The organism is Salinirubellus salinus, assembly GCF_025231485.1.
GTDB lineage: Archaea > Halobacteriota > Halobacteria > Halobacteriales > Haloarculaceae > Salinirubellus > Salinirubellus salinus.
The window spans coordinates 2,366,381-2,389,250 of sequence record NZ_CP104003.1 but is presented as its reverse complement, the minus strand read 5'-3'; the positions used below and the strand labels follow the sequence as shown (position 1 = coordinate 2,389,250).

General features: G+C 70.3%; 23 protein-coding genes. 10 read left to right on the top strand and 13 right to left on the bottom strand.

The window, feature by feature from the left end; all coding sequences use genetic code 11:
- Window position 1 precedes the first annotated feature (1 nt).
- Complete coding sequence (locus N0B31_RS12815) at window positions 2–1,225, bottom strand: cation:proton antiporter (protein WP_260592025.1); 1,224 nt, start codon at window positions 1,223–1,225, stop codon at window positions 2–4.
- Window positions 1,226–1,702, bottom strand: coding sequence for a cation:proton antiporter regulatory subunit (locus N0B31_RS12810; RefSeq protein WP_260592024.1), 477 nt, complete (start codon window positions 1,700–1,702; stop codon window positions 1,226–1,228).
- Window positions 1,703–1,805: 103 nt separating this feature from the next.
- On the opposite strand from N0B31_RS12810, the gene N0B31_RS12805 reads away from it, so the two are divergent.
- The 3 genes from N0B31_RS12805 (at window position 1,806) to N0B31_RS12795 (ending at window position 5,913) form a co-directional block, all read left to right on the top strand.
- On the top strand, window positions 1,806–2,246 hold the full coding sequence (locus tag N0B31_RS12805) for a hypothetical protein (protein WP_260592023.1): 441 nt from the start codon (window positions 1,806–1,808) through the stop codon (window positions 2,244–2,246).
- Window positions 2,247–2,300: 54 nt separating this feature from the next.
- Window positions 2,301–3,173: a polyphosphate kinase 2 gene (gene ppk2, locus N0B31_RS12800; RefSeq protein WP_260592022.1), complete on the top strand. Its 873-nt coding sequence runs from the start codon at window positions 2,301–2,303 to the stop codon at window positions 3,171–3,173.
- A 193-nt stretch (window positions 3,174–3,366) separates the two neighbouring features.
- Window positions 3,367–5,913 (top strand): DEAD/DEAH box helicase, encoded by a 2,547-nt coding sequence (locus N0B31_RS12795; protein WP_260592021.1) that lies wholly within the window; start codon window positions 3,367–3,369, stop codon window positions 5,911–5,913.
- A gap of 9 nt (window positions 5,914–5,922) precedes the next feature.
- On the opposite strand, the gene N0B31_RS12790 is transcribed toward N0B31_RS12795, so the two are convergent.
- Together N0B31_RS12790 and N0B31_RS12785 are read right to left on the bottom strand one after the other, a co-directional pair.
- On the bottom strand, window positions 5,923–6,549 hold the full coding sequence (locus N0B31_RS12790; RefSeq protein ID WP_260592020.1) for an Sjogren's syndrome/scleroderma autoantigen 1 family protein: 627 nt from the start codon (window positions 6,547–6,549) through the stop codon (window positions 5,923–5,925).
- Between the two features lie 201 nt (window positions 6,550–6,750).
- Window positions 6,751–7,380 (bottom strand): rubrerythrin family protein, encoded by a 630-nt coding sequence (locus tag N0B31_RS12785; RefSeq protein ID WP_260592019.1) that lies wholly within the window; start codon window positions 7,378–7,380, stop codon window positions 6,751–6,753.
- 100 nt (window positions 7,381–7,480) lie between these two features.
- Here N0B31_RS12785 and N0B31_RS12780 point away from each other — a divergent pair, with 100 nt between their 5' ends.
- Window positions 7,481–7,678 (top strand): hypothetical protein, encoded by a 198-nt coding sequence (locus N0B31_RS12780; protein WP_260592018.1) that lies wholly within the window; start codon window positions 7,481–7,483, stop codon window positions 7,676–7,678.
- A gap of 48 nt (window positions 7,679–7,726) precedes the next feature.
- Here the strand turns inward: N0B31_RS12780 and N0B31_RS12775 are convergent, their stop codons facing one another.
- Window positions 7,727–8,581, bottom strand: coding sequence for a sulfurtransferase (locus N0B31_RS12775; protein WP_260592017.1), 855 nt, complete (start codon window positions 8,579–8,581; stop codon window positions 7,727–7,729).
- A 268-nt stretch (window positions 8,582–8,849) separates the two neighbouring features.
- Between N0B31_RS12775 and N0B31_RS12770 the strand changes: the two genes are divergently transcribed.
- Complete coding sequence (locus N0B31_RS12770; protein ID WP_260592016.1) at window positions 8,850–9,638, top strand: sulfurtransferase; 789 nt, start codon at window positions 8,850–8,852, stop codon at window positions 9,636–9,638.
- A 6-nt stretch (window positions 9,639–9,644) separates the two neighbouring features.
- Here N0B31_RS12770 and N0B31_RS12765 read toward each other — a convergent pair whose 3' ends face one another.
- Window positions 9,645–10,748, bottom strand: coding sequence for an AI-2E family transporter (locus tag N0B31_RS12765; RefSeq protein WP_260592015.1), 1,104 nt, complete (start codon window positions 10,746–10,748; stop codon window positions 9,645–9,647).
- A gap of 286 nt (window positions 10,749–11,034) precedes the next feature.
- Between N0B31_RS12765 and N0B31_RS12760 the strand changes: the two genes are divergently transcribed.
- The gene (locus tag N0B31_RS12760; protein WP_260592014.1) at window positions 11,035–11,736 is read left to right on the top strand and encodes a twin-arginine translocation signal domain-containing protein; all 702 of its coding nucleotides are present in this window, start codon (window positions 11,035–11,037) and stop codon (window positions 11,734–11,736) included.
- On the opposite strand, the gene N0B31_RS12755 is transcribed toward N0B31_RS12760, so the two are convergent.
- Both N0B31_RS12755 and N0B31_RS12750 read right to left on the bottom strand, forming a co-directional pair.
- Window positions 11,733–14,111, bottom strand: coding sequence for an ATP-dependent DNA helicase (locus N0B31_RS12755; protein ID WP_260592013.1), 2,379 nt, complete (start codon window positions 14,109–14,111; stop codon window positions 11,733–11,735). The two genes, N0B31_RS12760 and N0B31_RS12755, sit on opposite strands and share 4 nt — an antisense overlap.
- Before the next feature lie 105 nt (window positions 14,112–14,216).
- Window positions 14,217–15,398 carry a tubulin/FtsZ family protein gene (locus N0B31_RS12750; protein WP_260592012.1) on the bottom strand — a complete coding sequence of 394 codons (1,182 nt, stop codon included), beginning with the start codon at window positions 15,396–15,398 and terminating at the stop codon, window positions 14,217–14,219.
- 207 nt (window positions 15,399–15,605) lie between these two features.
- Between N0B31_RS12750 and N0B31_RS12745 the strand changes: the two genes are divergently transcribed.
- Window positions 15,606–16,190 carry a DUF7474 family protein gene (locus N0B31_RS12745; RefSeq protein ID WP_260592011.1) on the top strand — a complete coding sequence of 195 codons (585 nt, stop codon included), beginning with the start codon at window positions 15,606–15,608 and terminating at the stop codon, window positions 16,188–16,190.
- On the top strand, window positions 16,187–16,795 hold the full coding sequence (locus N0B31_RS12740) for a protein sorting system archaetidylserine decarboxylase (RefSeq protein WP_260592010.1): 609 nt from the start codon (window positions 16,187–16,189) through the stop codon (window positions 16,793–16,795). The genes N0B31_RS12745 and N0B31_RS12740 overlap by 4 nt, the downstream gene beginning before the upstream one ends.
- A gap of 6 nt (window positions 16,796–16,801) precedes the next feature.
- Here the strand turns inward: N0B31_RS12740 and N0B31_RS12735 are convergent, their stop codons facing one another.
- Complete coding sequence (locus N0B31_RS12735) at window positions 16,802–17,551, bottom strand: helix-turn-helix transcriptional regulator (protein WP_260592009.1); 750 nt, start codon at window positions 17,549–17,551, stop codon at window positions 16,802–16,804.
- Window positions 17,552–17,662: 111 nt separating this feature from the next.
- Here N0B31_RS12735 and N0B31_RS12730 point away from each other — a divergent pair, with 111 nt between their 5' ends.
- The gene (locus N0B31_RS12730; RefSeq protein WP_260592008.1) at window positions 17,663–18,541 is read left to right on the top strand and encodes an alpha/beta fold hydrolase; all 879 of its coding nucleotides are present in this window, start codon (window positions 17,663–17,665) and stop codon (window positions 18,539–18,541) included.
- A gap of 79 nt (window positions 18,542–18,620) precedes the next feature.
- On the opposite strand, the gene N0B31_RS12725 is transcribed toward N0B31_RS12730, so the two are convergent.
- On the bottom strand, window positions 18,621–19,364 hold the full coding sequence (locus tag N0B31_RS12725; protein ID WP_260592007.1) for a DNA polymerase sliding clamp: 744 nt from the start codon (window positions 19,362–19,364) through the stop codon (window positions 18,621–18,623).
- A gap of 104 nt (window positions 19,365–19,468) precedes the next feature.
- Window positions 19,469–20,458 (bottom strand): lamin tail domain-containing protein, encoded by a 990-nt coding sequence (locus tag N0B31_RS12720; protein ID WP_260592006.1) that lies wholly within the window; start codon window positions 20,456–20,458, stop codon window positions 19,469–19,471.
- Between the two features lie 131 nt (window positions 20,459–20,589).
- Between N0B31_RS12720 and N0B31_RS12715 the strand changes: the two genes are divergently transcribed.
- A complete protein-coding gene (locus tag N0B31_RS12715; protein ID WP_260592005.1) occupies window positions 20,590–20,976 on the top strand; it encodes a hypothetical protein in 387 nt (128 codons plus the stop codon).
- 25 nt (window positions 20,977–21,001) lie between these two features.
- Here the strand turns inward: N0B31_RS12715 and N0B31_RS12710 are convergent, their stop codons facing one another.
- Both N0B31_RS12710 and pdxS read right to left on the bottom strand, forming a co-directional pair.
- Window positions 21,002–21,640 (bottom strand): esterase/lipase family protein, encoded by a 639-nt coding sequence (locus tag N0B31_RS12710; RefSeq protein ID WP_260592004.1) that lies wholly within the window; start codon window positions 21,638–21,640, stop codon window positions 21,002–21,004.
- A 241-nt stretch (window positions 21,641–21,881) separates the two neighbouring features.
- Window positions 21,882–22,796, bottom strand: a complete 915-nt coding sequence (gene pdxS, locus N0B31_RS12705) for a pyridoxal 5'-phosphate synthase lyase subunit PdxS (RefSeq protein ID WP_260592003.1) — start codon at window positions 22,794–22,796, stop codon at window positions 21,882–21,884.
- Window positions 22,797–22,870: the final 74 nt, after the last annotated feature.

Genomic DNA, 22,870 nt, shown 5'->3' with positions numbered 1-22,870 from the left:
CTCAGGAGGTCTCCGGGCCGGCTGGTCCCTCCGCGAGCGTCCGACCAGCGAGGAACCGCTCGGCGAGGTCCTCCACCCGCGCCGACTGGCTCATCAGCACCGTCCCGGCCACGCTCATCACGAGGACGTAGCCGACCGCGAGCGCCGAGAGCCGCGGGTCGAGGTTCGCCTGCACGGCGATGGCGGCGATGACGAGCGAGAACTCCCCGCGGGCGACCATCGCCACCGCGACGCGGGCCGAGCGCCGCTCGCTCAGACCGTAGGCCCGGCCGCCGAGGTAGCCCGTGACGAGTTTGCCGGCGCCCGAGACCACCGCGAGCGCGAGCACCGGGACGAGCAGGGGGAGGAGCGTCGAGAGGTCGGTCGCAAGGCCGATGGCGAAGAAGAAGACGGCGGCGTAGAGGTCACGCTCGGAGGTGATGACGCGCTCGACACGGTCGGCGTGAGTGGTGCCGCCGACGGCGGCCCCGAGGAAGAACGCGGCGACGGCCTCGCTCACGCCGAGGTAGAGCGCGCCGCCGCCGACGAGCGTCGCGACCGCGAGGATGCGCACGAGGAACTGTTCGTCGGAGCGGGTGTCGAGCACGCGCTCGACCACGGGAGTCCCGCGGAACGCGAGGAGGGCGAGGAGGGCGACGACGACGAGGCTGACGCCGACGGCGGTGAGCGCGCCGCCCCCGCCGACGCCGCCGGTCCCGCCCAGCGCGAGCGCGGCGACGATGGCGAGGTAGACGGCGATGACGATGTCCTCGAAGACGAGCAGGCCGAGGATGGACTCGGCCTCGGGGTCGGCGATCCAGCCGAGTTCGATGAGCGACTTGGTGATTATCGCGGAGGAGGATATGTAGACGACGCCGGCGAGCAGCAGCGACTCGAGTGCGGTGAACCCGAGCAGGAAGCCGAACGCGAGGCCGACGAGGCCGTTCAGCAGGTCCAGTCCGCCGGCGCGGAAGACGGCTTCGCGGCGCTCGACGAGCGTCGAGGGCGAGAAGTGCAGGCCGATGAAGAACAGCAGGAGGATGACGCCGAGCCCCTGCAGCAGGTCGATGAACTCCGCGGAGCCGACGAGGCGGAGACTCGGCACGGGCCCGTTCGGGCCGAGCAGGACCCCGCCGACGATGTAGGCGGGGATGACCGACTGGTCGAGACGGGTCGCGATGGCGCCGCCGACGGCGACGGCGGCGAGGACGACCCCGGCGTCGAGCAGGAGTCCGGCGGCCGCCATCTACCGGCAGCGGGCGGCGAAGTCGGCTTGCTGCTCGCGGTTACCGAGCGTGACGAGGATGTCACCGGCCTCCACCTGGAACTCGGGGTCCGGGTTGGGGATGGTCTCCTCGCCGCGCTGGACGGCGATGACGGAGACGCCGGTGACGTTCCGGAGGTCGGACTCGACGAGCGTCTGGCCGGCGACCTGCGAGTCCTCGTCGATGTCGACCCACTCGATGAACGCGTCGCCGAGCGGGACCTGGAGTTCGTCGGTGGAGACGGCCTCGAAGTAGGCCCCCTCGAGGATGGAGCCGAGGCGGTTGGCCTCGCCCCGCGTCAGGTCGAACACCTTCTCCGAGTCGGCGTCCGGGTTCGAGCGGCGGAACACCTCGACCCGGCCGTCGTGGTGGAGGAGGACGACGGCCCGGGCGTCGTCCTCGACGTCGAGTTCGAACTTCTTGCCGACGCCGGGGACGTCGGTCTCGTAGACGGTCATGCGCGAGCAAAGGACGGTAGTCGGGATAAGTCCCACCCCGTGGGGCCGTCCGGGGACCGCCTCGCGCCGCCACGCCCAAGTCGACGCCGGCCGACGACCGGCCGTGCACCGCGTGGTCGCGTTCGCGCCGGACGACTACGAGACGGTCCGGGCCGTCCGTGGCGAGCGGCGCGCCCCCCGGCGGACCACGGTGACCGCGGGGCGACTGGACGGACTGGCGGCCGAACTGGCGACGGTGGATCGGCGGGTCGACTCGCTGCGCGAGGTGCTCCGGCTACCGGAGCGTGACCCCCCGGCGCGTGTCGAGGCACGGCTCGACCAGTCGACGCTCCGGGCGCTCCGGACCGACTGCCGAGCGCACGCCGAGGTGCTCCGGGCGGAGCGCGCCGTCGACCCCCTGCTGGAGCGGTGGGCGGCCGACGCCCAGCAGTGGTTCACGCCCGCCGAGCGACGGCTGGCGGGTGGGTACGAGACGCTGCGGACGCTCGCCGACGTGGCGGACGTGGCCATCGACGCCGGTGCGACCGTCCGGATCCACGACTGAGCACCCGGCGTCCGCCGCCCGACCGCTTATCCTCCCTCGCGCCTCTTCCGTGGTATGACCGAGGACGGGGCCGACGAGACACGCCACCCGCTCGCCGACGACGACCGGTACGACGAGGACGGGGTGCTGAAGAAGAAGCCGTACAAGAAGGAGCTGAAGCGCCTGCGGACGGAGCTGGTGAAACTCCAGCACTGGCTGCGTGACGAGGGCATCCCCGTCTGCGTGGTGTTCGAGGGCCGCGATGCCGCCGGGAAGGGCGGGGTCATCAAGCGCATCACGAAGCGGCTGAACCCTCGCATCGTCCGGGTGGTGGCACTGGACAAGCCCACGGAGCGCGAGCAGGGCCAGTGGTACTTCCAGCGGTACGTCGAACACCTCCCCACCGCGGGTGAGATGGCGCTGTTCGACCGCTCGTGGTACAATCGCGCCGGCGTCGAGCGGGTGATGGGATTCTGTACGGACGAGGAGTACGAGCGGTTCCTCGACTCGTGTCCCACGTTCGAGCGACTGCTCGTGGACAGCGGGATGGTGCTCCTGAAGTACTGGTTCTCCATCAGCGACGCCGAGCAGGAACGCCGGTTCGAGCGGCGCAACGAGGATCCGAGGCGGCGGTGGAAACTGAGCCCGATGGACCTCGAGGCCCGTACCCAGTGGGAGGCCTACTCGCGGGCGAAAGACCGGATGTTCGAGGCGACTGACACCGAGTTCGCGCCGTGGTACGTCGTCGACGCGGACGTGAAGCGCCACGCGCGGCTCAACTGCATCAGTCACCTGCTCTCGCAGTTCGACTACGAGGACCGCACCCCGGAGCCGATCGAGTTGCCGTCCCGGCCCGAACGGGGCGACTACGAGCGCCCGCCCATCGAGGACCAGCGGTGGGTGCCCGCGGAGTTCGGGACGCTCCCCACGGACCCGGACCGGACCTGAACCCGCGGGTCGCGCCGTTCCCCACTCGTGGATCGTTCGCTCCCGCTCGCCACACCGTGGCCTCGATTCGCTCACGGGCGCTTCGCGCCCGCTCGCACGAGGGACCTGCGGTCCCTCGCTGCTCGGCCACGCACTCCACTTTCACCTCGCTGTACGAAGGTTATTGAGCGGTGGGGCGATAGTTCGGGCCAAGATGGCGGCCACCGACAGCGACCAGTTCCTCGACCGGCCACTCGTCGTGCCGGGCCTGCTGGAGAACCGTCGCTACCAGGTGGAACTCGCGGAGACGGCGATGGCCGACCACACGCTGGTCTGTCTGCCCACGGGCCTCGGGAAGACGGCCGTCTCGCTGCTCGTCACGGCCCACCGCCTCGCGGAGTACGGCGGGAAGTCGCTCCTGCTGGCGCCGACGAAACCGCTGGTCGAACAGCACGCCGCGTTCTACCGCGAGGCGCTCGAGGTGCCCGACGACGAGATCGTGGTGTTCACGGGCGAGGTCAGGCCGGACGACCGGGCCGCGGTCTGGGAGGAGGCTCGGGTCGTCGTCGCCACCCCGCAGGTCGTCGAGAACGACCTCATCGGCAACCGCGTCTCGCTGGCCGAGGTGACCCACTGCACGTTCGACGAGTGTCACCGCGCGACCGGCGACTACGCGTACAACTACATCGCCGAGCGGTACCACGCCGACGCCGAGACGCCGCTGGTGACGGGGATGAGCGCCTCGCCCGGCGGCGACAAGGAGGAGATCCTGCAGGTGTGTCAGAACCTCGGCCTGCGCGACGTGGCGGTGATGACCGAGGACGACGCCGACGTGGCCCAGCACACCTACGAGACGACCGTCGAGTGGGAGCACCTCGACCTGCCCGAGGAGATACTCGACATCCGCGACCGGCTGACCGACGTGATGGCCGAGCGTCTGGAGACGCTGCGGGAGCTGGGACTCACGCGGAAGACGGACCCGTCGCTCTCGGAGGGCGACCTCCGGAAACTCCAGGCCAAGGCCCGCCAGCTGATGAACGACGACGACTCGGCGGGCTACAAGGCGATGAGCATCCTCGCCGAACTCCGGAAGATACGGACCGCCGTCACCTACGCCGAGACCCAGTCGGTCGAGAGCCTCCGCCGGTACTTCGAGCGACAGGAGAACGCCGCGCGGTCCTCCGGTGCCTCGAAGGCCTCCCAGCGGTTCGTGAGCGAACTCGGCGTGAAGCAGGCCCGCTCGCGCGCCGAGCGGTACGACGACATCCACCCGAAGTTCCGCAAGACCCGCATCCTGCTGGCCGAGACGCTCGGCATCGAGGGTGGGGACCGCGTCATCGCGTTCACCGAGTCGCGCGACACCGCCGAGACGCTCGTCGAGTTCCTGAGCGAGTCGTTCGACGTCCGGAAGTTCGTCGGTCAGGGTGACCGGGAGGGATCAGACGGGATGACCCAGACCCAGCAGAAGGCGACGCTCGACGAGTTCCGGAACGGCGAGTTCGAGGTGCTCGTCTCCACCAGCGTCGCCGAGGAGGGCCTCGACGTCCCGGAGGTGGACCTCGTGCTGTTCTACGAACCCGTCCCGAAGGGCATCCGCTCCATCCAGCGGAAGGGCCGGACCGGCCGGCAGACCGAGGGGAAGGTCGTCGTCCTCATCGCGAACGACACGCGCGACGAGGCGTACTACTGGATGTCGCGCAACGAGGAGAAGCGGATGGCCCAGGAGTTGCGGAAGCTCAAGTCGATGGAGGGGGACATCGAGTCGGAACTCACCGAGACGCAGGCGGCGCTGGCGACGTTCACGGCGGCCGAGGCCGACGTCTCGAAGACGGACACGACAGGCGACCCCGACCCGGAGCCAGCGGCGACCGAATCGACCGCGTCGACGGCCGCTACCGGCGGGTCGGGCAGTTCGAGCGGGGACGACGGACAGGCCGGGATCTCCGCGTTCGCGGGCGGCGGCGACGAGGTCGACGAGGGGGACGGGGCCGACGAACCGGACGCGAGCGAGGCCGAGACCGAACCGGGTACCGGCGACGACGCGACCGACGACGACGACGCGACCGATGACGCGGTCGTCGCCACCGCTGGCGAGGACGAGGCGTTCGACGGCGTCGAGATCGTCGTCGACCAGCGCGAACTCGACTCCAGCATCGCGCGTGACCTCTCGCGCAAGGAGGGGGTCCGCACGCGACTGGAGACGCTCGCGGTCGGCGACTACGTCCTCTCGGACCGGGTCGCCGTCGAGCGAAAGTCCGTCGAGGACTTCCTCGACACGCTGACGGGGGGTGACCGCTCGATGTTCGAGCAGGTGGGCGACGCGGCCCGCCACTACGCCCGGCCGGTCGTGGTTCTGGAGGGCGAGGACCTCTACGGCCGGCGGAACGTCCACCCGAACGCCATCCGCGGGGCGCTCTCCTCGCTCGCGGTGGACTTCGGTGCGAGCGTCCTCCGCACGAGCGACGAGCAGGACACCGCCGAACTGCTCTACACCATCGCCCGGCGCGAACAGGAGGACGACGACCGGCAGGTGAGCGTCCACGGCGAGAAGGGGAAACGGACCCGCACGGAACAGCAGGAGTACGTCGTCGGCTCGATCGCCGAGGTCGGGCCCGTGACGGCCCGCGCGCTGCTCGAACACTTCGGGAGCGTGGAGGCGGTGATGACCGCCGACGAGGACGCGTTGCTCGACGTCGAGGGGGTCGGGAAGGTGACGGCCGGTCGGATACGGGACGTGGTCGGGAGCGACTACGACGGCTGACCCGACCGGTCAGCGGTCGGCGCGCTTGGTCGCTTCGAGCGCCTCGGCCGCGTCTTCGACGGCCGCCAGCAGATCCCGCCGTTTCGAGAGGTCGCTCGTCGCCTCCGCCTGCTGCGCCAGCGACGTGAGCGTCCGGGTGAGCGACGCGCGTGCCTCGTCGAGCTCACCGCCCTGCCCGGCCGTGCTCGCCGCACCCGTGGGCGTGGGCGTGCGAGTCGGCTCCGGTGTCGGTGCCTGTGCGTCCGCGGCCGTCTCGGGTGCCGTGTCGGGCGCTCGCGCTGGCGTCCGGTCGGCCGTCTCCGGTGTCCCGTTGGCAGTCTCCGGGGACGGCGCCTCCTCGCTCGGGCGCTCGGCGGGCGTCTCCACCTCGACGTCGGCGGCCTCGGCCGCCGCTGCGTCCTGCTCTCCCTCGACCTGGGCGACCCCTTCACCGTCGGGGGTGCCCTGACAGGTGGGGCAGAACTCCTCGCCCTCCCAGCGGAAGATGGGCGACCCGCAGTCGTGGTGTTTGTTCGTCATCGTCGCGCCCTTGAGGAGGAGTTCGCTCATCCGCGAGGTGCGCTCGCGTTTCTGCTCGTCCTTGGCGAACTTCTCGCGCAGTTTCTCCCGCTCCGCTTCCTTGTCGAAGTCGCTCATGGGAGTCAGAACGCCGTGGAACCCGAAAAGGCCTACTGTGCAGTCGCGGTGCTGAGGCGGTGCGGTGGGGAGCGGAGGTGGTGCGGTAGCGGGGCTGAACCACAAGCACACCCACCCGCGCCGAGCGCAGCGAGGCGCGCCTTTTTCGTGAACGTTTTTCGAGGAGCGGTGCGCCGAAGGCGCACCCGACGAGAAAAAGGTTCAGCAGACGGGCTTGGGGTTCACCCCCATCCCCTCCAGTCGCTCCGTGTACTCCTCGTAGGCCGCCTGGATCGCCTCGCTCGCGGCGGCCAGCGCCACGTCCCACTCGTCCTCGGTATCACAGCGGTCGGCCAGTAGCGAGGTCGCTCGCGCCAGTTGCGTGTCGAGGTCACCACCCATCTCGCGGAACGTCCCCGCGGTCTGCGGGTCGGCCTGGCCGACGAAGAAGCCCGTGAGTTGCTCCTTCGACTTCTCCGCGGCGAGCGTGCGCCCGACGAACGCGCCGAGGCGGGCGACGGTCCCCTCGCGGTGCCGGAGGTAGGTCTGGATGGCCGGGAGCTCGTCGCTCGGGTCGTGCGCGCCGAGTTTCGAGACGACCGTCTCGTAGTGGTCCTGCTCCTCGTCGGCGGTGGCCGCGAACGCCTCCGCGACCTCGGTGTCGTCCTCGTCGTCGGCCCACGCGGCGTACGTCTCGGCGGCGTGGAACTCGGCGTCGGCGGCGGCCGTGAGGACGGTGTCGGTGTCCATCTCGCCCATGGTGTCGGCGTACAGGCTCTTCGAGGAGCCGAGCCGGGACAGGGCGGTGCGGTTCGCCTCGCGAACCTCGTCGACGAACTCGTCTGCGTTCATACCCCGGAGTTCCACGGCTGGCGGCTTGTAGGTGGCGGGACTCCGGACGTGGTGTGTCACTGTGGGACACGCTTAGGTGGGTGGGCGTCGAGGGCGAGCCATGGTCAGCGAGACTGCAGCGTACACGGGCGTGGTGGTACTCCTCGTCGTCGGGATGGTGGTGATGCTGCTGGGCGTGTTGCAGGGTGGCGTGAACCTCGTCCTCGGGGTCGGGAGCGCGATGATGGTGGCGAGCGTGGGGTGGCTGGCGCTCAGTCTGGGGATGCTGGAGCCGCCGGAGGAGGAGGTCGGGCACTAGGCGTCGCTGGCTGGGTCGGGGAGGAGAGTGGTCGGGTGGGTGGACGACCTAGTTGCCCTTCTCGATGGGGGCGCCGACGAGGTTGCCCCACTCGGTCCACGAGCCGTCGTAGTTGATGGCGTCCTCGTACCCCAGCAGTTCGTGGAGTGCGAACCAGGCGACGGAGGAGCGCTCACCGATACGGCAGTAGGCGACGGTGGTCCCCTCGCCCGTGATGCCGTGTTCGGCGTAGAGGTCTCGCAGCTCGTCGAAGGACTTGAACGTCCCGTCGTCCTTCGTCACGGCCGCCCACGAGATGTTCTTCGCGCCGGGGATGTGACCGCCGCGCTGGGCGGTCTCCTGCAGTCCCGGCGGGGCGAGGATCTCACCGGAGAACTCCTCGGGCGAGCGGACGTCGACGAGTGGGATGCCACGCTCGATGGCGTTCTCGACGTCGTCGCGGTACGCGCGGATGGACTCGCGGGGGCCGCTCGCGGTGTAGGTCTGCGCGGAGAACTCGGGTACCTCGTCCGTCGTCGGGTAGTCGTTCTCCAGCCAGTAGTCGCGGCCGCCGTCCATCAGGCGCACGTCGTCGTGGCCCCAGTACTTGAACTGCCAGTAGGTGTAGGCGGCGAACCAGTTGGCGTTGTCACCGTAGAGGACGACGGTGGAGTCCTCGGTGATGCCGTGGCTCCCCATGAGGTCCTCGAACTCCTCCTTCGTGAGGACGTCGCGGGTCGTCTGGTCCTGCAACTGGGTCTCCCAGTTGAACCCGACGGCTCCGGGCGCGTGGGACTCCTCGTAGGCCTCGGTGTCGACGTCCACCTCCACCAGTCGGTGGGCGGGGTCGTCGCGCTGGAACTCCTCGAGGTGGTCCTCGACCCAGTCGGCGGAGACGAGGACGTCGTTGGCGTAGTCGGTCATGGTGCGACCGCTAGTATAGGCCACACTCGGTTATCTACTCGCCTGCCGGACGTATCGGCCACCTGTGCGCAGATGCAGTAAATGTTGCCGGTAACGGCACGCCGGGGGCGTCCACCGACGGGCGCTCGGCGCGGGCGTCCGTGTCGGGGCGGCGCGGGACACTGGAACCGCCTCGCACACGTATCGGCAACGTATGCTGGTATCTCCGAGTCGGGACCGGAACCGCCGCCGCCGAGGGGCTTGTGACCCCTGCCCTCCGAGTGCGTGTATGAGCGACATCGTGGTCGCCCCGGCGTGGGTGACCGAGCGACTCGGCGACGCCGACGTCCGGCTGGTCGACGTCCGCGAGGCGTGGGAGTACGACGGCATCGGGCACCTGCCGGGCGCGGTGAACGTCCCGTTCGACTCGTTCCGGTCGGCCGACGGGGGCGAGGCGGGGATGCTCCCCGGTGCCGAGGTGTTCGGGGACCTCCTCTCGGCCGCGGGCATCGAGAACGACGACCACCTCGTCGCCTACGACGACACCCACGGGGTGTTCGCCGCGCGGTTCCTCGTCACGGCGGAACTCTACGGTCACCCCCGCGAGCGACTCCACCTGCTGGACGGCGACTTCAGCGCGTGGCAACGCGAGGGAGAGGTGAGCCGCGAGGCACCGACGGTCGACCCGAGCGAGTACCACGCCGCGTACGACCCTGGCGGGCCGCTCGTGGAGATGGACACCGTCGAGGCGGCGCTCTCGGACCCGGACACCGTCGTCGTCGACACGCGCGAGCAGTGGGAGTACGAGGAGGGCCACATCCCCGGCGCGGTACGACTGGACTGGCTCGAACTGGTCGACCAGGACTCACGTGGCCTGCGGCCCGTCGAGGAGATACGCGCGATCCTCCGCGAGCGCGATATCGACCCGGAGCGACGGGTCGTGCTCTACTGCAACACCGCCCGTCGTATCAGCCACACCTACGTCGTCCTGCGACACCTCGGGTTCACCGACCTCGCGTTCTACGAGGGGTCACTCACCGAGTGGGAGGCCGAGGGCGGCGAACTGGAGACAGTCTGACCGCGGTCAGGCCCCGGCGTCCTCGTGGCGCTCCTCGTTCGGCCCTGCCTCGTCGTCCTCGCCGCCCTCGTCGTCCGTGGGCGTCCCACGGCGTAGCCCCGTCTCCTCCAGCGTCCGTTGCTCCGGCCCGGCGTCCGAGAGCAGTTCGACCACCTCGACGAGCAACGCGACGACGAGGGGCCCGGCGATGAAGCCGATGGCCCCGACGGTCAGGAGGCCGCCGGTGAACCCGATGAAGTAGAGGCTCGTGGGGAGGTGGGCGGCCCGCGAGGCGAGTCGGGGACGGATGATGGCGTCCGGCGCGAGACTGACGAACACGGCACCCAGCACGGCCACGAGCACCGCGCGAGTCGGCATCCCGCCGACGAGGTCGACGACCGCAAGCACCCCGACGAGGAGCCCCGGCCCGACGACGGGGACGAACTGGAGGAAGCCGGCGACCACCGCGAGGGTGAACGAGGCGCTGTACCCGAGCGCCGCGAACACCGCGAACGCGATGACGAACGTCCCGGCGGCGGTGGCCGCCTGCAGGACGTAGATGCCGTAGAGCGTCTCGCGGACCCGGCGGTTCAGCGCCACCGGCACGTCGTGGTACGCACTCGGGACCACCCCGAGGACCGCTCTGCCGGCCGCGCCCGGCCGGAGCAACAGGGCGTACAGCAGGATGGCGAAGAGGAACAGCTCGAGCGCGATGACGGGAGCGGCGGCGGCGACGCCGACGGCCACGCCCCGGATCGACGACTGGAGGAACTGGAGGACGACGCTCGTATCGAGCGTGTACGTGAACTCCCCCAGCGGGACGACGATGGACTGGGGGATGGAGCCGATGAGGTCGATGAGCTCACGCCGCCGTCGGTAGAGGACCCAGCCAAGCGGGGCGATGACGGCGAGGACGAGGCCGAACGCGCCGCTCGCGACGGCCGCCGCCGCCCACTGCCGGGGGACCCCCTGGTCGACCAGTCGGTGACGCACCGGCACCAGCACGTACGCGACGGTGACGGCGAAGAACACCGTCCCCACCACCTCCGCGAGGACGAAGGCGGCCACGGCGGCTACGGCGACCAGCGCCGCCGCCAGGACGTACTGTCGCTGCCGTGCGCGTCTCGACACGGTTTCGATTCTAGCCCACGTGACAAAAACCTGTCTCCGGCGCGACCCGCCGACGTGGGTCGCGTGGCGTGCGCCCGTTCCACACGAAACACGGGGGTAAGCGCCGGTCGAGAGAACCACACTACGGCGGGGGGATAGACCGCCATCACGTGTGGAATCGGCAGTCTGACGAGCGTCTGACGCTGGTCACACAGCAGTGCGTCTGCCCCCGTGTCCCCCCGCTCGTGACTGTTCGAATATCGGATAGGTCCGCGGATTTATCTGCCGCTGTATCGACAAATCGACGATGCCCGACAGACGGTCGTTCCTGCGCGCGGCGGGCCTCGCCGGAGCGGCGGGCCTGGCCGGGTGTTCCTCGCTCTTCGACGACGAGTCGACGCCGACGGCGACACCGGCGGCGACACCGACGCCGACGGACTCACCCACCCCGACGGACTCACCGACGCCGACCGAATCGCCGACTCCCTCGGAGACGCCGACGCCGAGTCCTACCCCCACGCCACAGGGGTGTGTGAGCCGGGAGACGAAGGGTGACGTCGAACCGATTCCGCTCCGCGTCGACCCGGCCGGTACCGGGAGTGTCAGCCCGCGGCTCTCGCTCCGGTGGCACGCCCGCCTCCAGCCCGGAATTGGCTCGGGGTTTCTCACCTACACCCCGGGCGAGGGCGAGGCCTACGCCATCTATCGGCTGGTCTACTCGCTCCCCGGTGGGGCCTCCTCGAGCGTCAGCTTCCGCCCCACGGAGGGGCTGGCGGTGCTGGTCCGGGCGGGCCAGTCGGCTTGGTACACCGGGTGGACGCTGACGGGACTCGAGGCGGCGTTCGGCGCCGAGGAACTGACGCTCGACCCCGGCGAGTCGGCGAGCGGCGTCGTCCCGTTCGCCGTCCCGCGGCGGGCGCGAAACGTCACGCTCTCGCTCTGGCGGAACGACGAGGATAGCTCGGTCGGGTTCGACGTGGCCTGCGACCCGTCGCTGGACGTTCGCTAGCCGTCGAACCGCTCCAGCGCGAAGTCGAGCATGTCCGGCCCCACGGGCTGGAACTCCTCGCGGTCCGGCCCGAGCAGGTCACGCACCGAGTCCCAGTCGTCACTGGCGTAGCGCTCGTCCAGCAGGACCCGGACGCCGCGCTCGTCCGGTCCGCGGATGACGCGGCCGATGGCCTGTCGCGCCTTTCGGACTGCCGGCACGAGCAACGCGTCGCGGAAGCCCTCCCCGAACCGGCGGTCGTAGGCGGTCCGTACCGCCTTCGTCCGCGGCGAGGCGGTGTTGACGATGGGGACGCCGGAGACGACGGCCGCCGTGAGGCGGTCGCCCCGGTAGTCGACCCCTTCGGTGAGCGTCCCGCGGAGCGACGTGACGAGCACCTTCCCCGGTCCCTCGAAGAACTCGTCGCGCATCGCGCCCGTCGCGGCGTCCGAGGAGGACTCGTCGAGCAGTACCTCCTTGTCGACGTGCCCGCGGAGGACGCCGGCCGCCCACTCGGCCTCGGCGTAGGAGGGCATCCCGACGAGGACGTTCCCCTCGACCGAGGCGACCTGCCGGATGGCGCGGGCGTGGGCCACCCGCGTGGGCGTCTCCTCGTCCGGCGCGCCCCGGTTGGCGTAGGTGAACTTCGGCGCCTTCACCGCGAACGAGGCGCGGTTCTCCGGCGGGAAGTTCATCTCGTACACCCGCTCGGTGACGGGCCGACCGGCGTCGGCGAGGTGGTCGAGCCCGGAGACCGAGCGGAACACGTCGAGCGGCGCCAGCGTCGCTGACATCAACACGCCGCCGCCGAACTCGGCGAGGCGCTCGCCGATGCGGTCGCCGGGGACGCAGCAGTGGAGTTCGAACCGGCCGTTGTAGGCTCGGCGCCACGAGTCTCGCGGGGCCACGTCGTTCCACGTCCGCTCCAGTCGAATCTCGCGGAAGTGGTCGGTGTGGTCGGCCTCGGCCCACGCCGCCAGCGCCCGCCCCACGGCGGGGGCCGTCCGGCGCTTCTCTCCGTCGTCCTCCTCGCTGGCCTCGTCGACGGTGTTCAGGACGTGCCCGACGACGGCGCCCACCGACGCCGCGAGCGCCCAGTCCGAGTCGGTGTAGCCCGTCTCGCTCGCCCACTCGGTCAGGTCGTCCACGGCCGGTTCCTCGGGGTCGCGCAGCGGTAGCTCCACGTCCGGCAGGTCGGCCATCGAGTCCTGCCAGCCGCGGTGCTCCCGGTCGAGGTGGTCGGTCACCCGGTCGTCGAGGTACTCGCGCAGGTCGCGGAGGAACGTCCGCACCCGCTGGCAGTCCTCGACCGTGACCCCGGAGTCCTGCAGTTCGCCGCGGATGGTCTCGACCGGTCCGGTCGCCCGGCCCTCGGCGCTCATCGTGAGCGGCTGGACGACCTGCGCGATCTCGGCCTCGGCGTCGCGCAGCGCCGTGTCGCTCACCCCGTCGCTGACGAGTTCGCGCACGCGGGGCTCGAGCATGTGCGCCTCGTCGCAGACGAGGAACGTCGAGTCGTCCAGCAAGGGGCCGGTGAACGACTCGGTGGTCGTGGGATCGAACGCGTGGTAGTAGTTCCCGACGACGACCTCCACGCTCGGGAGGAGCGCCCCCATCACCGAGTGCGGACAGGTCCCGTGTTCGACCGAGTGACGGACGAGGTCCTCGGTCGTGATGAGGCCGGCCTCGGTGTGGTCGAACGGGACGGCCTCGACCGGATTGCCTTCCTCCGGCAGGTCGTCCAGGTACTGCGCGTAGAACGGGCAGAACTCCACGCTGCCCGTGTCGGTGCCGTACTCGGGCATCTCGGGGGCGTACGGCGACATCCCGCCCGCCGACTCGAGGTAGGAGGCCCCGCCGTCCTCGGCCCCCGAGTCGGCGAGTCCGACCTGCTGTGAGCGGCCGTGCTGGGCGAGGCTCCCGGCGCTGGTGTCCTCGGTCAGCCCACGGGTCCGCTCGCGCAGGCTCTCACACCGGTCGTAGACGTTCTCGCCGTCGATACCGCCCGCGCCCTCGCGGTTGTACGGGCAGACGTCGGCCTTCCCGACGAGCGTGAGCCCCGAGACCGGCCGCCAGTCCTCGGGGAGGTTCTCGTTGACCAGTCGAAGGTCCTGTTCGAACTGGCGCAACTGCTGTTTGACGCTCGTGAGGACGAGGACGCGTTCGTACTGGGAGTCCGGGTCGCGGACGAGGTGGATGCCAGCGGTGAGCGCGAGCATCGTCTTGCCCGTCCCGCAGGCGCCCTCGAGCGCGAGGAAGCCGTTCTCGCTCGCCGTCTCGACGGCCGTGGCGATACCCTCGGCCTGTTCCTCGTAGGGTTCGGCGTGGCCGAACACGTCGCGCCACGGCGGGCGCTCGGTGTCGGCTTCGGCCGCCGCTCCGGACTCCTCGGTCACGCACGTCCCTCGTGGCGGCCCCTGCATAGACGTGTCGAAGGGTGGTGCCGCCTCCGGATTTCAAGGTTCGGCCGGCGATCGCCGGCGACCGGTCCCCGCCCGCGCTCAGAGCGGCTCGAGCTCGTTCCCGTCGTCCGTGATGAGCGCCTGGATCTCGTCCGCGCGGGTCGTCTCGCGCTCCTTGATGGAGCGCTGGGCCATGATGGCCTGTTGCTGGAGCTGCTTGACACGCGGTACGTCGGTCACGTTCGAGAGCAACACCACCGCCGAGAGGGTGCGTGCACCGTCGCGCGGGTCGTCGCCGGCCAGCACCTCTGCGCTGTCGGTCTCCCGCTCGAGCCACTGGCGGCCCTTCTCCAGCCCCTTCCGGGAGAACGCCTCCGGCGGTCCGGAGACGACGATGAGCGACCGCTCGGCGGAGTCGACGGCCGCCGGACAGGTGAGACGCGACTGTACCGCCTGCCGGATGAGTCCGCTGACGCGCGTGCCGGCGTCGGCCCCGTTGGCCGTCGCGCGCGAGTTCTGCTCGCGGAACCGGCCGAGCAACCCCGCGTCGCGCTCTTCGGTGCCGAGGGCCGTCTCGGCGTAGGCGATGGTGCTGACCCCGCCCGTCGCCATCGTCCGGCGGATGTCGCCCGAGTCCATCGCGTTCTCGGAGATGCGCGAGCCGTCGATCTCGCCGGCCGAGAGCAGCGTCACCACCCGCTTGACGATCTCCGTGTTCGTCCGGTCGAACCCGCCGACGACGGAGTCCTCGCTTCCCCGCCACGCGTGGTTGTCGAACAGCACGAGGTTGTCGGTCGCCTGTGTGAACGCCTGCAGCGACCGGGCGGCGTTGAGCGCGGCGCGGCCACCCTCCTCCTCGGCCGGCAGGATGCCGAGCCCGTACACCGGCTCCTCGTAGGTCTCCCTGATGTGTTCGGCCAGCTCGGGGGCCCCGCCGCTCCCCGTCCCGCCGCCGAGCCCCGCGATGATGAGGAATCCGCCGATGTCGTAGACAGGCACCCGGTCCAGCGCCCGGTCGATCTCGTACTGGTCCTGCCGGGTAATCTCCGCACCGAGGTCCGGGTCGCCCCCGACGCCGTGTCCCTTCACCCGCTCGTCGGTCTGTCCGACGAGGAACCGGTTCTCCCGCGGGATGTGCTCGAGTCGCTCGAGGTCGACCTTCGCCGAGTTGATGGCGATGACCGCGCGGGTCAGGTTGCGGTGGGTCTGCTCCTCGAACTGGAGTAGTCGGTCGGCGATCTTGCCGCCAGCGTTCCCGTACCCGATGACTCCGAGTTTCATGCGATAAACCGTGACCCCCGAGCATCTTCGTTAGTGTCGGATTATCCTACGACCCCCCGTCGTTGATTCCCGAATCCGGCGCGGAGAGCCACGGCACGGGCACTTATGATGGGGTTAACGGGACAGTCTCGCTGGCGGTCCTCGGCGACGTCTCCCGCCGCCGGGCACCCGACAGTCTCTTACTCGCGCCCCCTGAACCGACCAGTCGTGCCGCGGTTCGCGTACCCCTGTCCGGACTGTCGGACCACCAGCAACGTCCACGACGCCGCCTGTGAGCACGACGGCCGTCGCCGCCCCGAGGTAGAGGGCGCGTACGTGGACGTGCTGAGTGCGCTCTCCACCCGCCCGTACCGTGAGTCGGCCCTGAGCGACGACCTCGAGGACTGGTCGCCGCTCCACCAGGCCGTCCTCCGGCGTCTGAAGGGCGACCGCCGCGTCGAGGAACGCGAGGGACTCCTCCACCTGCTGACCGTCGAGGAGTACAAGGAGAAGGTCTCGCGCCCGACGAGCGAACCGCTCAGGACCATCTACGAGCGTGGCAGCGTGCCGGGTGCCCACGACAACAGCGTGTTCGCGCTGGTCGCGTTCTACGAGATGGTCGGCCTCTCGTGGCAGGAGACGCGCGAACAGGTCGTCGAGTGGATGTACGAGTCCGGGACGTGGGCCCGCGGCGGGTTCGAGGAGGCCTCGCCCGAGGAACTGGTCGACGCGAAGAAACACGTCTACGAACAGGGCTACGGCTGGAAGGAGAAGGCCCGGGCCGCGAAGGCGGTCATCGACCGCCACGGATGAGCGGGTTCCGAGTCGCCCCCGGCACCCTGCGACTGGCACTCGTCTGTGGGCTCGTCCCGGTCCTCCTCGCGCCCCTATTCCCGCCCGCCGTCCTCCTCGTGCCCGTCGCGTTCGGCGTCGCCGTCTGGTTCAACCGCGACCCCTCGCGCACGCCCACGGCGACGGACGGCTACCTCTCGCCCGCCGACGGTCGCGTGAGCGTGGTCCGTGAGGAGGAACACGCCGGCGAGACGCGGGTGCGCGTGGCCGTCTTCATGAACGTCACCGACGTCCACGTCAACCGGATGCCCGCGCCCGCGACGGTCGAGTCCGTCACCCACGAACCCGGAAAGCACCTCCCGGCGTTCACGAAGGAGTCCGACCGGAACGAGCGGGTCCGCTTCGACTGCGGCGCGTTCGAGGTGACCCTGATCGCCGGCGCGGTGGCACGACGCATCCATCCGTGGGTGGACGGTGGCGCGGAACTGGAACGCGGCCAGCGGTTCGCCCACATCTCGTTCGGGTCGCGGGCGGACGTGCTGTTCCCACCCGAGGTGTCGCTCGCGGACGTCGTGGTCGAGCGCGGAGAGAAGGTGCGGGCCGGCGAGAGCGTGCTGGTGGCGTGAGCGAGGTCACGACCCGTCGGGGGTGACCCGGGTGGCGCCCTCGCGGTACCGGTCGACCGTCGCCCGCGCCCACGCCGCCGCGGCCGGCGTCTCGTTCGTCACGAGTCCGGTGATGAGCGGTCCGTCGCGGAGTTCGATGGCCATCTGTCCCGGCGAGCCGTCGGTGACGAGGACGCCGAACGGGACCGGGTCGGCCGTCTCGTAGAGGGTCGCGCGCTCGGTGACGGCCGCCAGCGCCGCCGCGTGGTCCCGACGGAGCGTCTCGACGACGGCCGTCGGCAACACGAGGTCGGCGTCCAGCCCGGCGTCCAGTATCGCCCGGAACCGGTCGACGTAGCCCGGCGAGACGACCGGTGCGACACCGCTGACCCGGTCGGCTCCCGCGAGCAGGTCCCAGACGGCCTCGAGGTGTCGCTCGGCGTCGGAGTCGTCGGGCCGGACGACGCTCGCGCCCACGAGCGCCGCCGGGTCGACCGCGTCGCCCGGCAGGTCGGCGAGCAGGTCGCCGTAGGCCGCCGTCTCCACCAGCGCCTCGTAGCGCGCGAGCGCCACCACGCCGAACAGCGTCGGGGCGAACCTCCCGTCGGTCCGATCGACGAGTCCGGCCTCCTCGAGCTGTGTGAGGCCCTTGTAGACCGTCGACTTCGAGTCGGGGAGCGCGTCCACGAGTTCGTGTCGCGGCCGTGGCTGGTCGACGAGCGCCCGGAGGACGTCGTGTCGCAGCCGGAGCAACTCCGTGAGGTCCGCCCCGTCCATACCTCCCCCTCCCGTCGGCGGCACATCAATCCGACCGTCTCGGGTGGATTCCGGGCGCCCCGGAATTTCCCGGTCGGAGCCTTGAGGCCCGTACGACGCCTCCTCGAACGCATGACACGGTCGCCACGACAGACGGGACTGGACGAGGAACGACGGACGGTCGACCTCCCGCAGGGCACGCTCGAGTACCACGACGTCGGCGAGGGCGACCCGCTCCTGTTCGTCCACGGCGCGTTCGTGAACGGCGACCTGTGGCGGAACGTGGCCGGCCCGCTCTCGGCGACGCACCGCTGTCTCGTCCCGACGCTCCCGCTCGGCGGCCACCGACTGGCGATGGACGCGCACGCCGACCTCACACCCTCGGGGCTGGCGGACCTGCTCGCGGCGTTCCTCGACGCCCTCGACGTCGACCGGGTGACGCTCGTCGGCAACGACACCGGCGGCGCGCTCTGTCAGGTGTTCCTCACCCGGCACCCCGAACGGGTCGCCCGACTGGTGCTGGTGAACTGCGACGCCTACGACAACTTCCCGCCGCTGGCGGCCAAGCCGTTCACGCTCGGCGCACGGGTGCCGGGCGTCGTCGGCCTGTTCGCCCGGTCACTCCGGTCGGCGACGGTTCGGCGACTCGCCTTCCGCCTGCTGACGAAACACCCCGTCGAGGACCGCGTCCTCGCGGACTACGTCGACGCGCTCACCCGTGACCCGGGGGTGCGACGCGACCTCCGGACGGCGCTGCTCGGCGTCGACCCGCGGTACACCAACGAGGCGGCCGCGTCGTTCCCCGACTTCGACCGGCCCGTCCTCGTCGTCTGGGGGACCGACGACCCGATATTCCCGCTCGCGGACGCCGAGCGACTGGTCGCCGCGTTCCCCGACGCCCGACTCGAGCGGGTCCCGGACGCCTACGCGCTGGTCCCGGAGGACCAGCCCGAGCGCCTCGTGGAACTGCTCGACGAGTTCCTCGGCGCGCGGGTGCCGGCCGAGACCTGAGCAGGGCTGTCGGGTATCGGCGGTCGAAGAAGGCCGGGGTGGTGTGTGCGGTTCGTGAGCGGTCCGGTGAACGACCGTCTCAGTCGCTCTGGATGCGCGGCGCGAGCATGTACGTGACCTGCCCCTGCGCCTCGGCGATGTCGAAGTGCATCTTCACCGGGAACTCCTGCCCGAGTTCGATCTCGACCTCGGCGTCCTTCGGGATGGCCTTGTTCATGTCCTTCAGGTAGTCGAGCGAGAACAGCGAGCGTGCCTCGCCGGCCACGAGGTCGATGAGTTCGTCACGGCCGAGCGTCAGGTGGACGTCGTCGGTGTCACCCTCGGCCTCGACGTAGAACGTCTCCTCGGTCTCGTCGACGCCGAGCGCGATGTGGTCGGAGACCATGTCGGCGGCCTTGACCGCGCGGTCGATGTCCTTGCCCTCGACGACGATGGTCGCCGGGAGGTCGAGGTCCGGGATGTCCGGCTCCTTGCGGATGGACTCGGGGTCGATGAGCGCGAGGGTACCCTCCAGCCCCTCGATCTGGATGTGGAGCTTGCGGGTCTCCTCGTCGAGCTCGAGCTGGACGAGCTGGCCGGCGTCGGCCATCCCGACGAACTCCTCGAGGCGGGCGAGGTTGACGCCGATGACGCCCCCGTCCGTCTCGTAGGACTCGAAGGCGGACTCGTCGAGCGTGAGGTCGACCATCCCGACGTTGGCCGGGTCGACGGCCCGGATGGCGAGGCCGTCGTCGTTGAGGTTGATCTTGCACTCGTCGACCAGCACGCTCACGGAGTCGAGGGCAGCCCCGAGCGTGTCGGCGCTCACGATGGCCTTGAACATATAAAACGGGTTACGAAACCTTCCGTCAAAAACTCTCCCCTTCACGTTCCTGCGCGTACGCGCAGGCGTGTGCGACGAGCCGGGTGTCCGGCGGAGCGTCGGGGTCAGTACGACCGCTCGGCGACCACCTCGCCGTCGGCGTCCCGGACCGTCACCGTGTCGCCGCCGTTGTTCCAGACGGCGCTCGACTGGCCCCAGTAGACGTCCGTGGCGGTGTCCTCGCCGCTCCCGGAGTGGAGCGTGACCCGTTCGCCCGCGCCGAGCGTGACGTCCCCGAACGTGTAGGTCTTGCCCGCCTCGTCGGTCACCGTCCACCCCGAGAGGTCGAGCGACTCTGTCCCGCGGTTCTCGAGCGTGACGTACTCGTCGTTCAGGTTCTCGTTGTCGTTCCCCTCGGCGTCGGCGTTGATGGCCACGACGGCCAGTCGGCCGTCGACGCTCCCGCCGTCGGGTGTCGCGCTGGCCGTGGCGGTGGGACCGGTGCCGCCCTCGGCACACGACCAGAGGCCCGTCCCGGCGGCCCGGGCGCTCGCCTCGGCGTCGTCGAACCCGTCCCGCAGCGAGAACGAGGAGTCGTAGACGCGGGCGTGGCCCTCGGCGACGAGGCGGTAGTTGAAGTTCTGGCCGTCGACGACGAGGTAGCCGAGCAGCCGGCCGTAGTAGCCCCGCCGGTCGGAGTCCGGGTCGAACTGGAGGGTCACCGTCTCGCCTTCCAGCGTCTCCTTGGCGAACGAGGAGGCACGCTCGCCGTAGCGCCGGAGACACTCGCTCCCCTCGTCGGTCTCGGGGACGCCCTCGAACTCGTCGGGCGAGTTCTCGGAGTGGACCTCCGGGGTGTCGACGCCGAGCAGGCGGACCGTGTCCTCCGTGCCGTTCTCGAAGGTGACCTTCATCGTGTCGCCGTCGACCACGCGGGTGACGGTCACCGTGACGCTCCCACCGCCCGTGGGGGTGAGGTCGGCACCGGGGGCGACGGTGGCTCCGCCCCCGTCACCGCCGTCCGGCTCGCCCGGCGTGGCTTCCGGGAGGGCGGTGGTACACCCGGCCAGCACCGCGAGCGTCGCGAGGACGACCGCCAGCAGTCGTCTGTCCATAGCGACGTGTCGCCCCCGGAGGGCATGAAGTCGGTGGCCGCCCGCGCCGTCGGGCACGGCCGTCGCGTCGCTCTCCGGCGGTCCTCGACGACCCCGTCCGTTTAAGACTGTGTGAACAGTACACACGGTCGATGAGCACCGGCAGTAGCGACGAGGACCTCCGGGAGACGCTGCTCGAACACTCGGACCACCGGGCCGTCAGGAACGTGTTCCAGGCGCACGTCGGGGGTGGCGAGGCGGACCTGACCGACCTCCTCGAGACGATGCGAGCGACGGACGGTGTGGTGGCGCTGGTCGCCCAGGACGGCGCCGCCGACGTCTACGCCCGGTGGAACGGGACGCGGTTCGAGCACCTGTCGGTGTGGCCGCCGTGGACCATCACGAACTACGACCACACCGACCGGGCCGACCTCGAACGGTTCCTCGACGGGAAGGCGAACGTCCGGCCGACGCTCCACGACGCCACCCCGTTCGCCTCGCCGACGACCGTCGGCTCGCTCCAGCGGTTCTGGCCCTGACCGGGTCGGGCCGGCCGTCCAAGGATCAGTCCAGCCGGTGGGCGTACATCCCCAGCACCTCGGCGTCGTGGACCATCGAGATGTGTGCCTTCGCCCCGCAGTAGATGTTCTCCGTGTCCTCGTCCACGATCTCGGCTGGAATCTTCGCGTTCGACTGGGGCAGGACGAGCGAGTCGGCGCTCGACCACACCGACGTGTACCGGACCGACGGTGCGAGTCCCCCCTCGTTCAGCGTCCGGACGAACGAGCTTCCGGGGATCATGTCGCGCCCACCGGGTGTCAGGAGCGCCCAGTAGGCCGCGTAGGTGCCCTGGTGCGGCGTCCCGAGCGTGACGAGGTCGTCGACGTACTCCTCGCCGTCGCCCTGCTCGACACACCAGCGGGCCTTCAGCCCGCCCATCGAGTGGCCGATGACGTCGACGGGCTGGCCGTGGGCGTCGTGGGCCGACTCCAGCGTCTCCTGTACCTTCGCCGCGTACGACATCGGGGAGCCGATGGTCGTCCCGGGGAGCTTGCTGATGGTCACGCTGTGGACCCGCTCCTCGGGCCACCCCGCCTCCACCAGCAACTCCTCCATCGTCGCCCACCACGGGGTCCCGTAGTAGTCCAGGAAGCCGTGGACCAGCACCACGGGGTCCGGGTTCGGGCCCGCGACTCGCCCCACCACCGTCCCGCTGGGCCGCGACCGAAACGGCGAGAACACCCCCCGGAGAGCGCTTCTGACGACTTCCATCACTGTCTATCGTGCTACCCGTGGCCACAACCGGTTAAGTCGTGCGACACGGCGCGTCAGCGAGAAGGAGTTTATTCGCGCGGAGCCGGGGTCTCGCTGCCGGCGCGCTCGACGGCTCGGTGACGGGTCAGCAATACTGAACGTTCGGTCGTGTGGTCGGGGGCGCGGTCGGTCAGACGCCGCGACCCTGCAGTTTGTCCTCCTCGGCCATCCCGGTGTTGGACTGGCCCTTCATGCCCTTGCCGATGCCCTTGGCGATCTCCTTGAGGGTCTCGGGGTCGTCCCAGTGGTTGACGGCCTCGACGATGGCCTCGCCCATCGCCTGCGGGTCCTCGGCGCCGAAGATGCCGCTCCCGACGAAGATGCCATCACAGCCGTGGTACATCATCAGCGCGGCGTCGGCGGGGGTGGCGATACCGCCAGCCGCGAAGTTGACGACCGGGAGCCGGCCCATCTCGGCAGTCTCGTGGACGAGGTGCGCGGGTGCCTCGTGCTCGCGCGCCCACTTCTCGCGCTCCTCGTGGTTCATCCCCGTCAGCTGACGGATGGCGCCCTTGATGGCGCGCTGGTGGGTGACGGCCTGGTTCACGTCGCCCGTGCCGGCCTCGCCCTTCGTGCGGATCATGGCGGCACCCTCCTCGATGCGCCGCAGCGCCTCCTGCAGGTTCCGCGCCCCGCAGACGAACGGCGCCGTGAAGTCGCGCTTGTCGATGTGGTACTCGTTGTCCGCAGGCGTGAGCACCTCGCTCTCGTCGACCATGTCGGCGCCCGTCGCCTCGAGGATCTGGGCCTCGACGGTGTGGCCGATGCGGGCCTTCCCCATCACCGGGATGGAGACCTCGTCGATGATCTCCTCGAGCGCCGCGGGGTCGGCCATCCGGGCCACGCCGCCGCGCTTGCGGATGTCGGCCGGGACCGCTTCGAGACTCATGACCGCCACCGCGCCGGCGTCCTCCGCGACGCGGGCCTGCTCTCGCGTCACGACGTCCATGATGACGCCGCCCTTCTGCATCTTGGCGAACCCACGCTTGACGAGTTCGGTGCCACGACGGAGTTCCTCGAGGTCGGTCGCCGCTTCGTCGCTCATACGTCTATCGTAGGATTGGACCCACTTAACGCGTGTCTTTGCGGGGGACTGGTTCGCACGGATTGCCGTCTTCG

Coding starts and splice junctions, on each gene's coding strand:
- N0B31_RS12725 (WP_260592007.1), bottom strand. CDS start 19,364: ATGTTCAAGGCCATCGTGAGCGCCGACACGCTCGGGGCTGCCCTCGAC.
- N0B31_RS12750 (WP_260592012.1), bottom strand. CDS start 15,398: ATGAAACTCGGAGTCATCGGGTACGGGAACGCTGGCGGCAAGATCGCC.
- N0B31_RS12780 (WP_260592018.1), top strand. CDS start 7,481: ATGGTCAGCGAGACTGCAGCGTACACGGGCGTGGTGGTACTCCTCGTC.
- N0B31_RS12795 (WP_260592021.1), top strand. CDS start 3,367: ATGGCGGCCACCGACAGCGACCAGTTCCTCGACCGGCCACTCGTCGTG.
- pdxS (WP_260592003.1), bottom strand. CDS start 22,796: ATGAGCGACGAAGCGGCGACCGACCTCGAGGAACTCCGTCGTGGCACC.
- N0B31_RS12715 (WP_260592005.1), top strand. CDS start 20,590: ATGAGCACCGGCAGTAGCGACGAGGACCTCCGGGAGACGCTGCTCGAA.
- N0B31_RS12775 (WP_260592017.1), bottom strand. CDS start 8,581: ATGACCGACTACGCCAACGACGTCCTCGTCTCCGCCGACTGGGTCGAG.
- N0B31_RS12760 (WP_260592014.1), top strand. CDS start 11,035: ATGCCCGACAGACGGTCGTTCCTGCGCGCGGCGGGCCTCGCCGGAGCG.
- ppk2 (WP_260592022.1), top strand. CDS start 2,301: ATGACCGAGGACGGGGCCGACGAGACACGCCACCCGCTCGCCGACGAC.
- N0B31_RS12770 (WP_260592016.1), top strand. CDS start 8,850: ATGAGCGACATCGTGGTCGCCCCGGCGTGGGTGACCGAGCGACTCGGC.
- N0B31_RS12730 (WP_260592008.1), top strand. CDS start 17,663: ATGACACGGTCGCCACGACAGACGGGACTGGACGAGGAACGACGGACG.
- N0B31_RS12790 (WP_260592020.1), bottom strand. CDS start 6,549: ATGAGCGACTTCGACAAGGAAGCGGAGCGGGAGAAACTGCGCGAGAAG.
- N0B31_RS12740 (WP_260592010.1), top strand. CDS start 16,187: ATGAGCGGGTTCCGAGTCGCCCCCGGCACCCTGCGACTGGCACTCGTC.
- N0B31_RS12720 (WP_260592006.1), bottom strand. CDS start 20,458: ATGGACAGACGACTGCTGGCGGTCGTCCTCGCGACGCTCGCGGTGCTG.
- N0B31_RS12810 (WP_260592024.1), bottom strand. CDS start 1,702: ATGACCGTCTACGAGACCGACGTCCCCGGCGTCGGCAAGAAGTTCGAA.
- N0B31_RS12735 (WP_260592009.1), bottom strand. CDS start 17,551: ATGGACGGGGCGGACCTCACGGAGTTGCTCCGGCTGCGACACGACGTC.
- N0B31_RS12815 (WP_260592025.1), bottom strand. CDS start 1,225: ATGGCGGCCGCCGGACTCCTGCTCGACGCCGGGGTCGTCCTCGCCGCC.
- N0B31_RS12785 (WP_260592019.1), bottom strand. CDS start 7,380: ATGAACGCAGACGAGTTCGTCGACGAGGTTCGCGAGGCGAACCGCACC.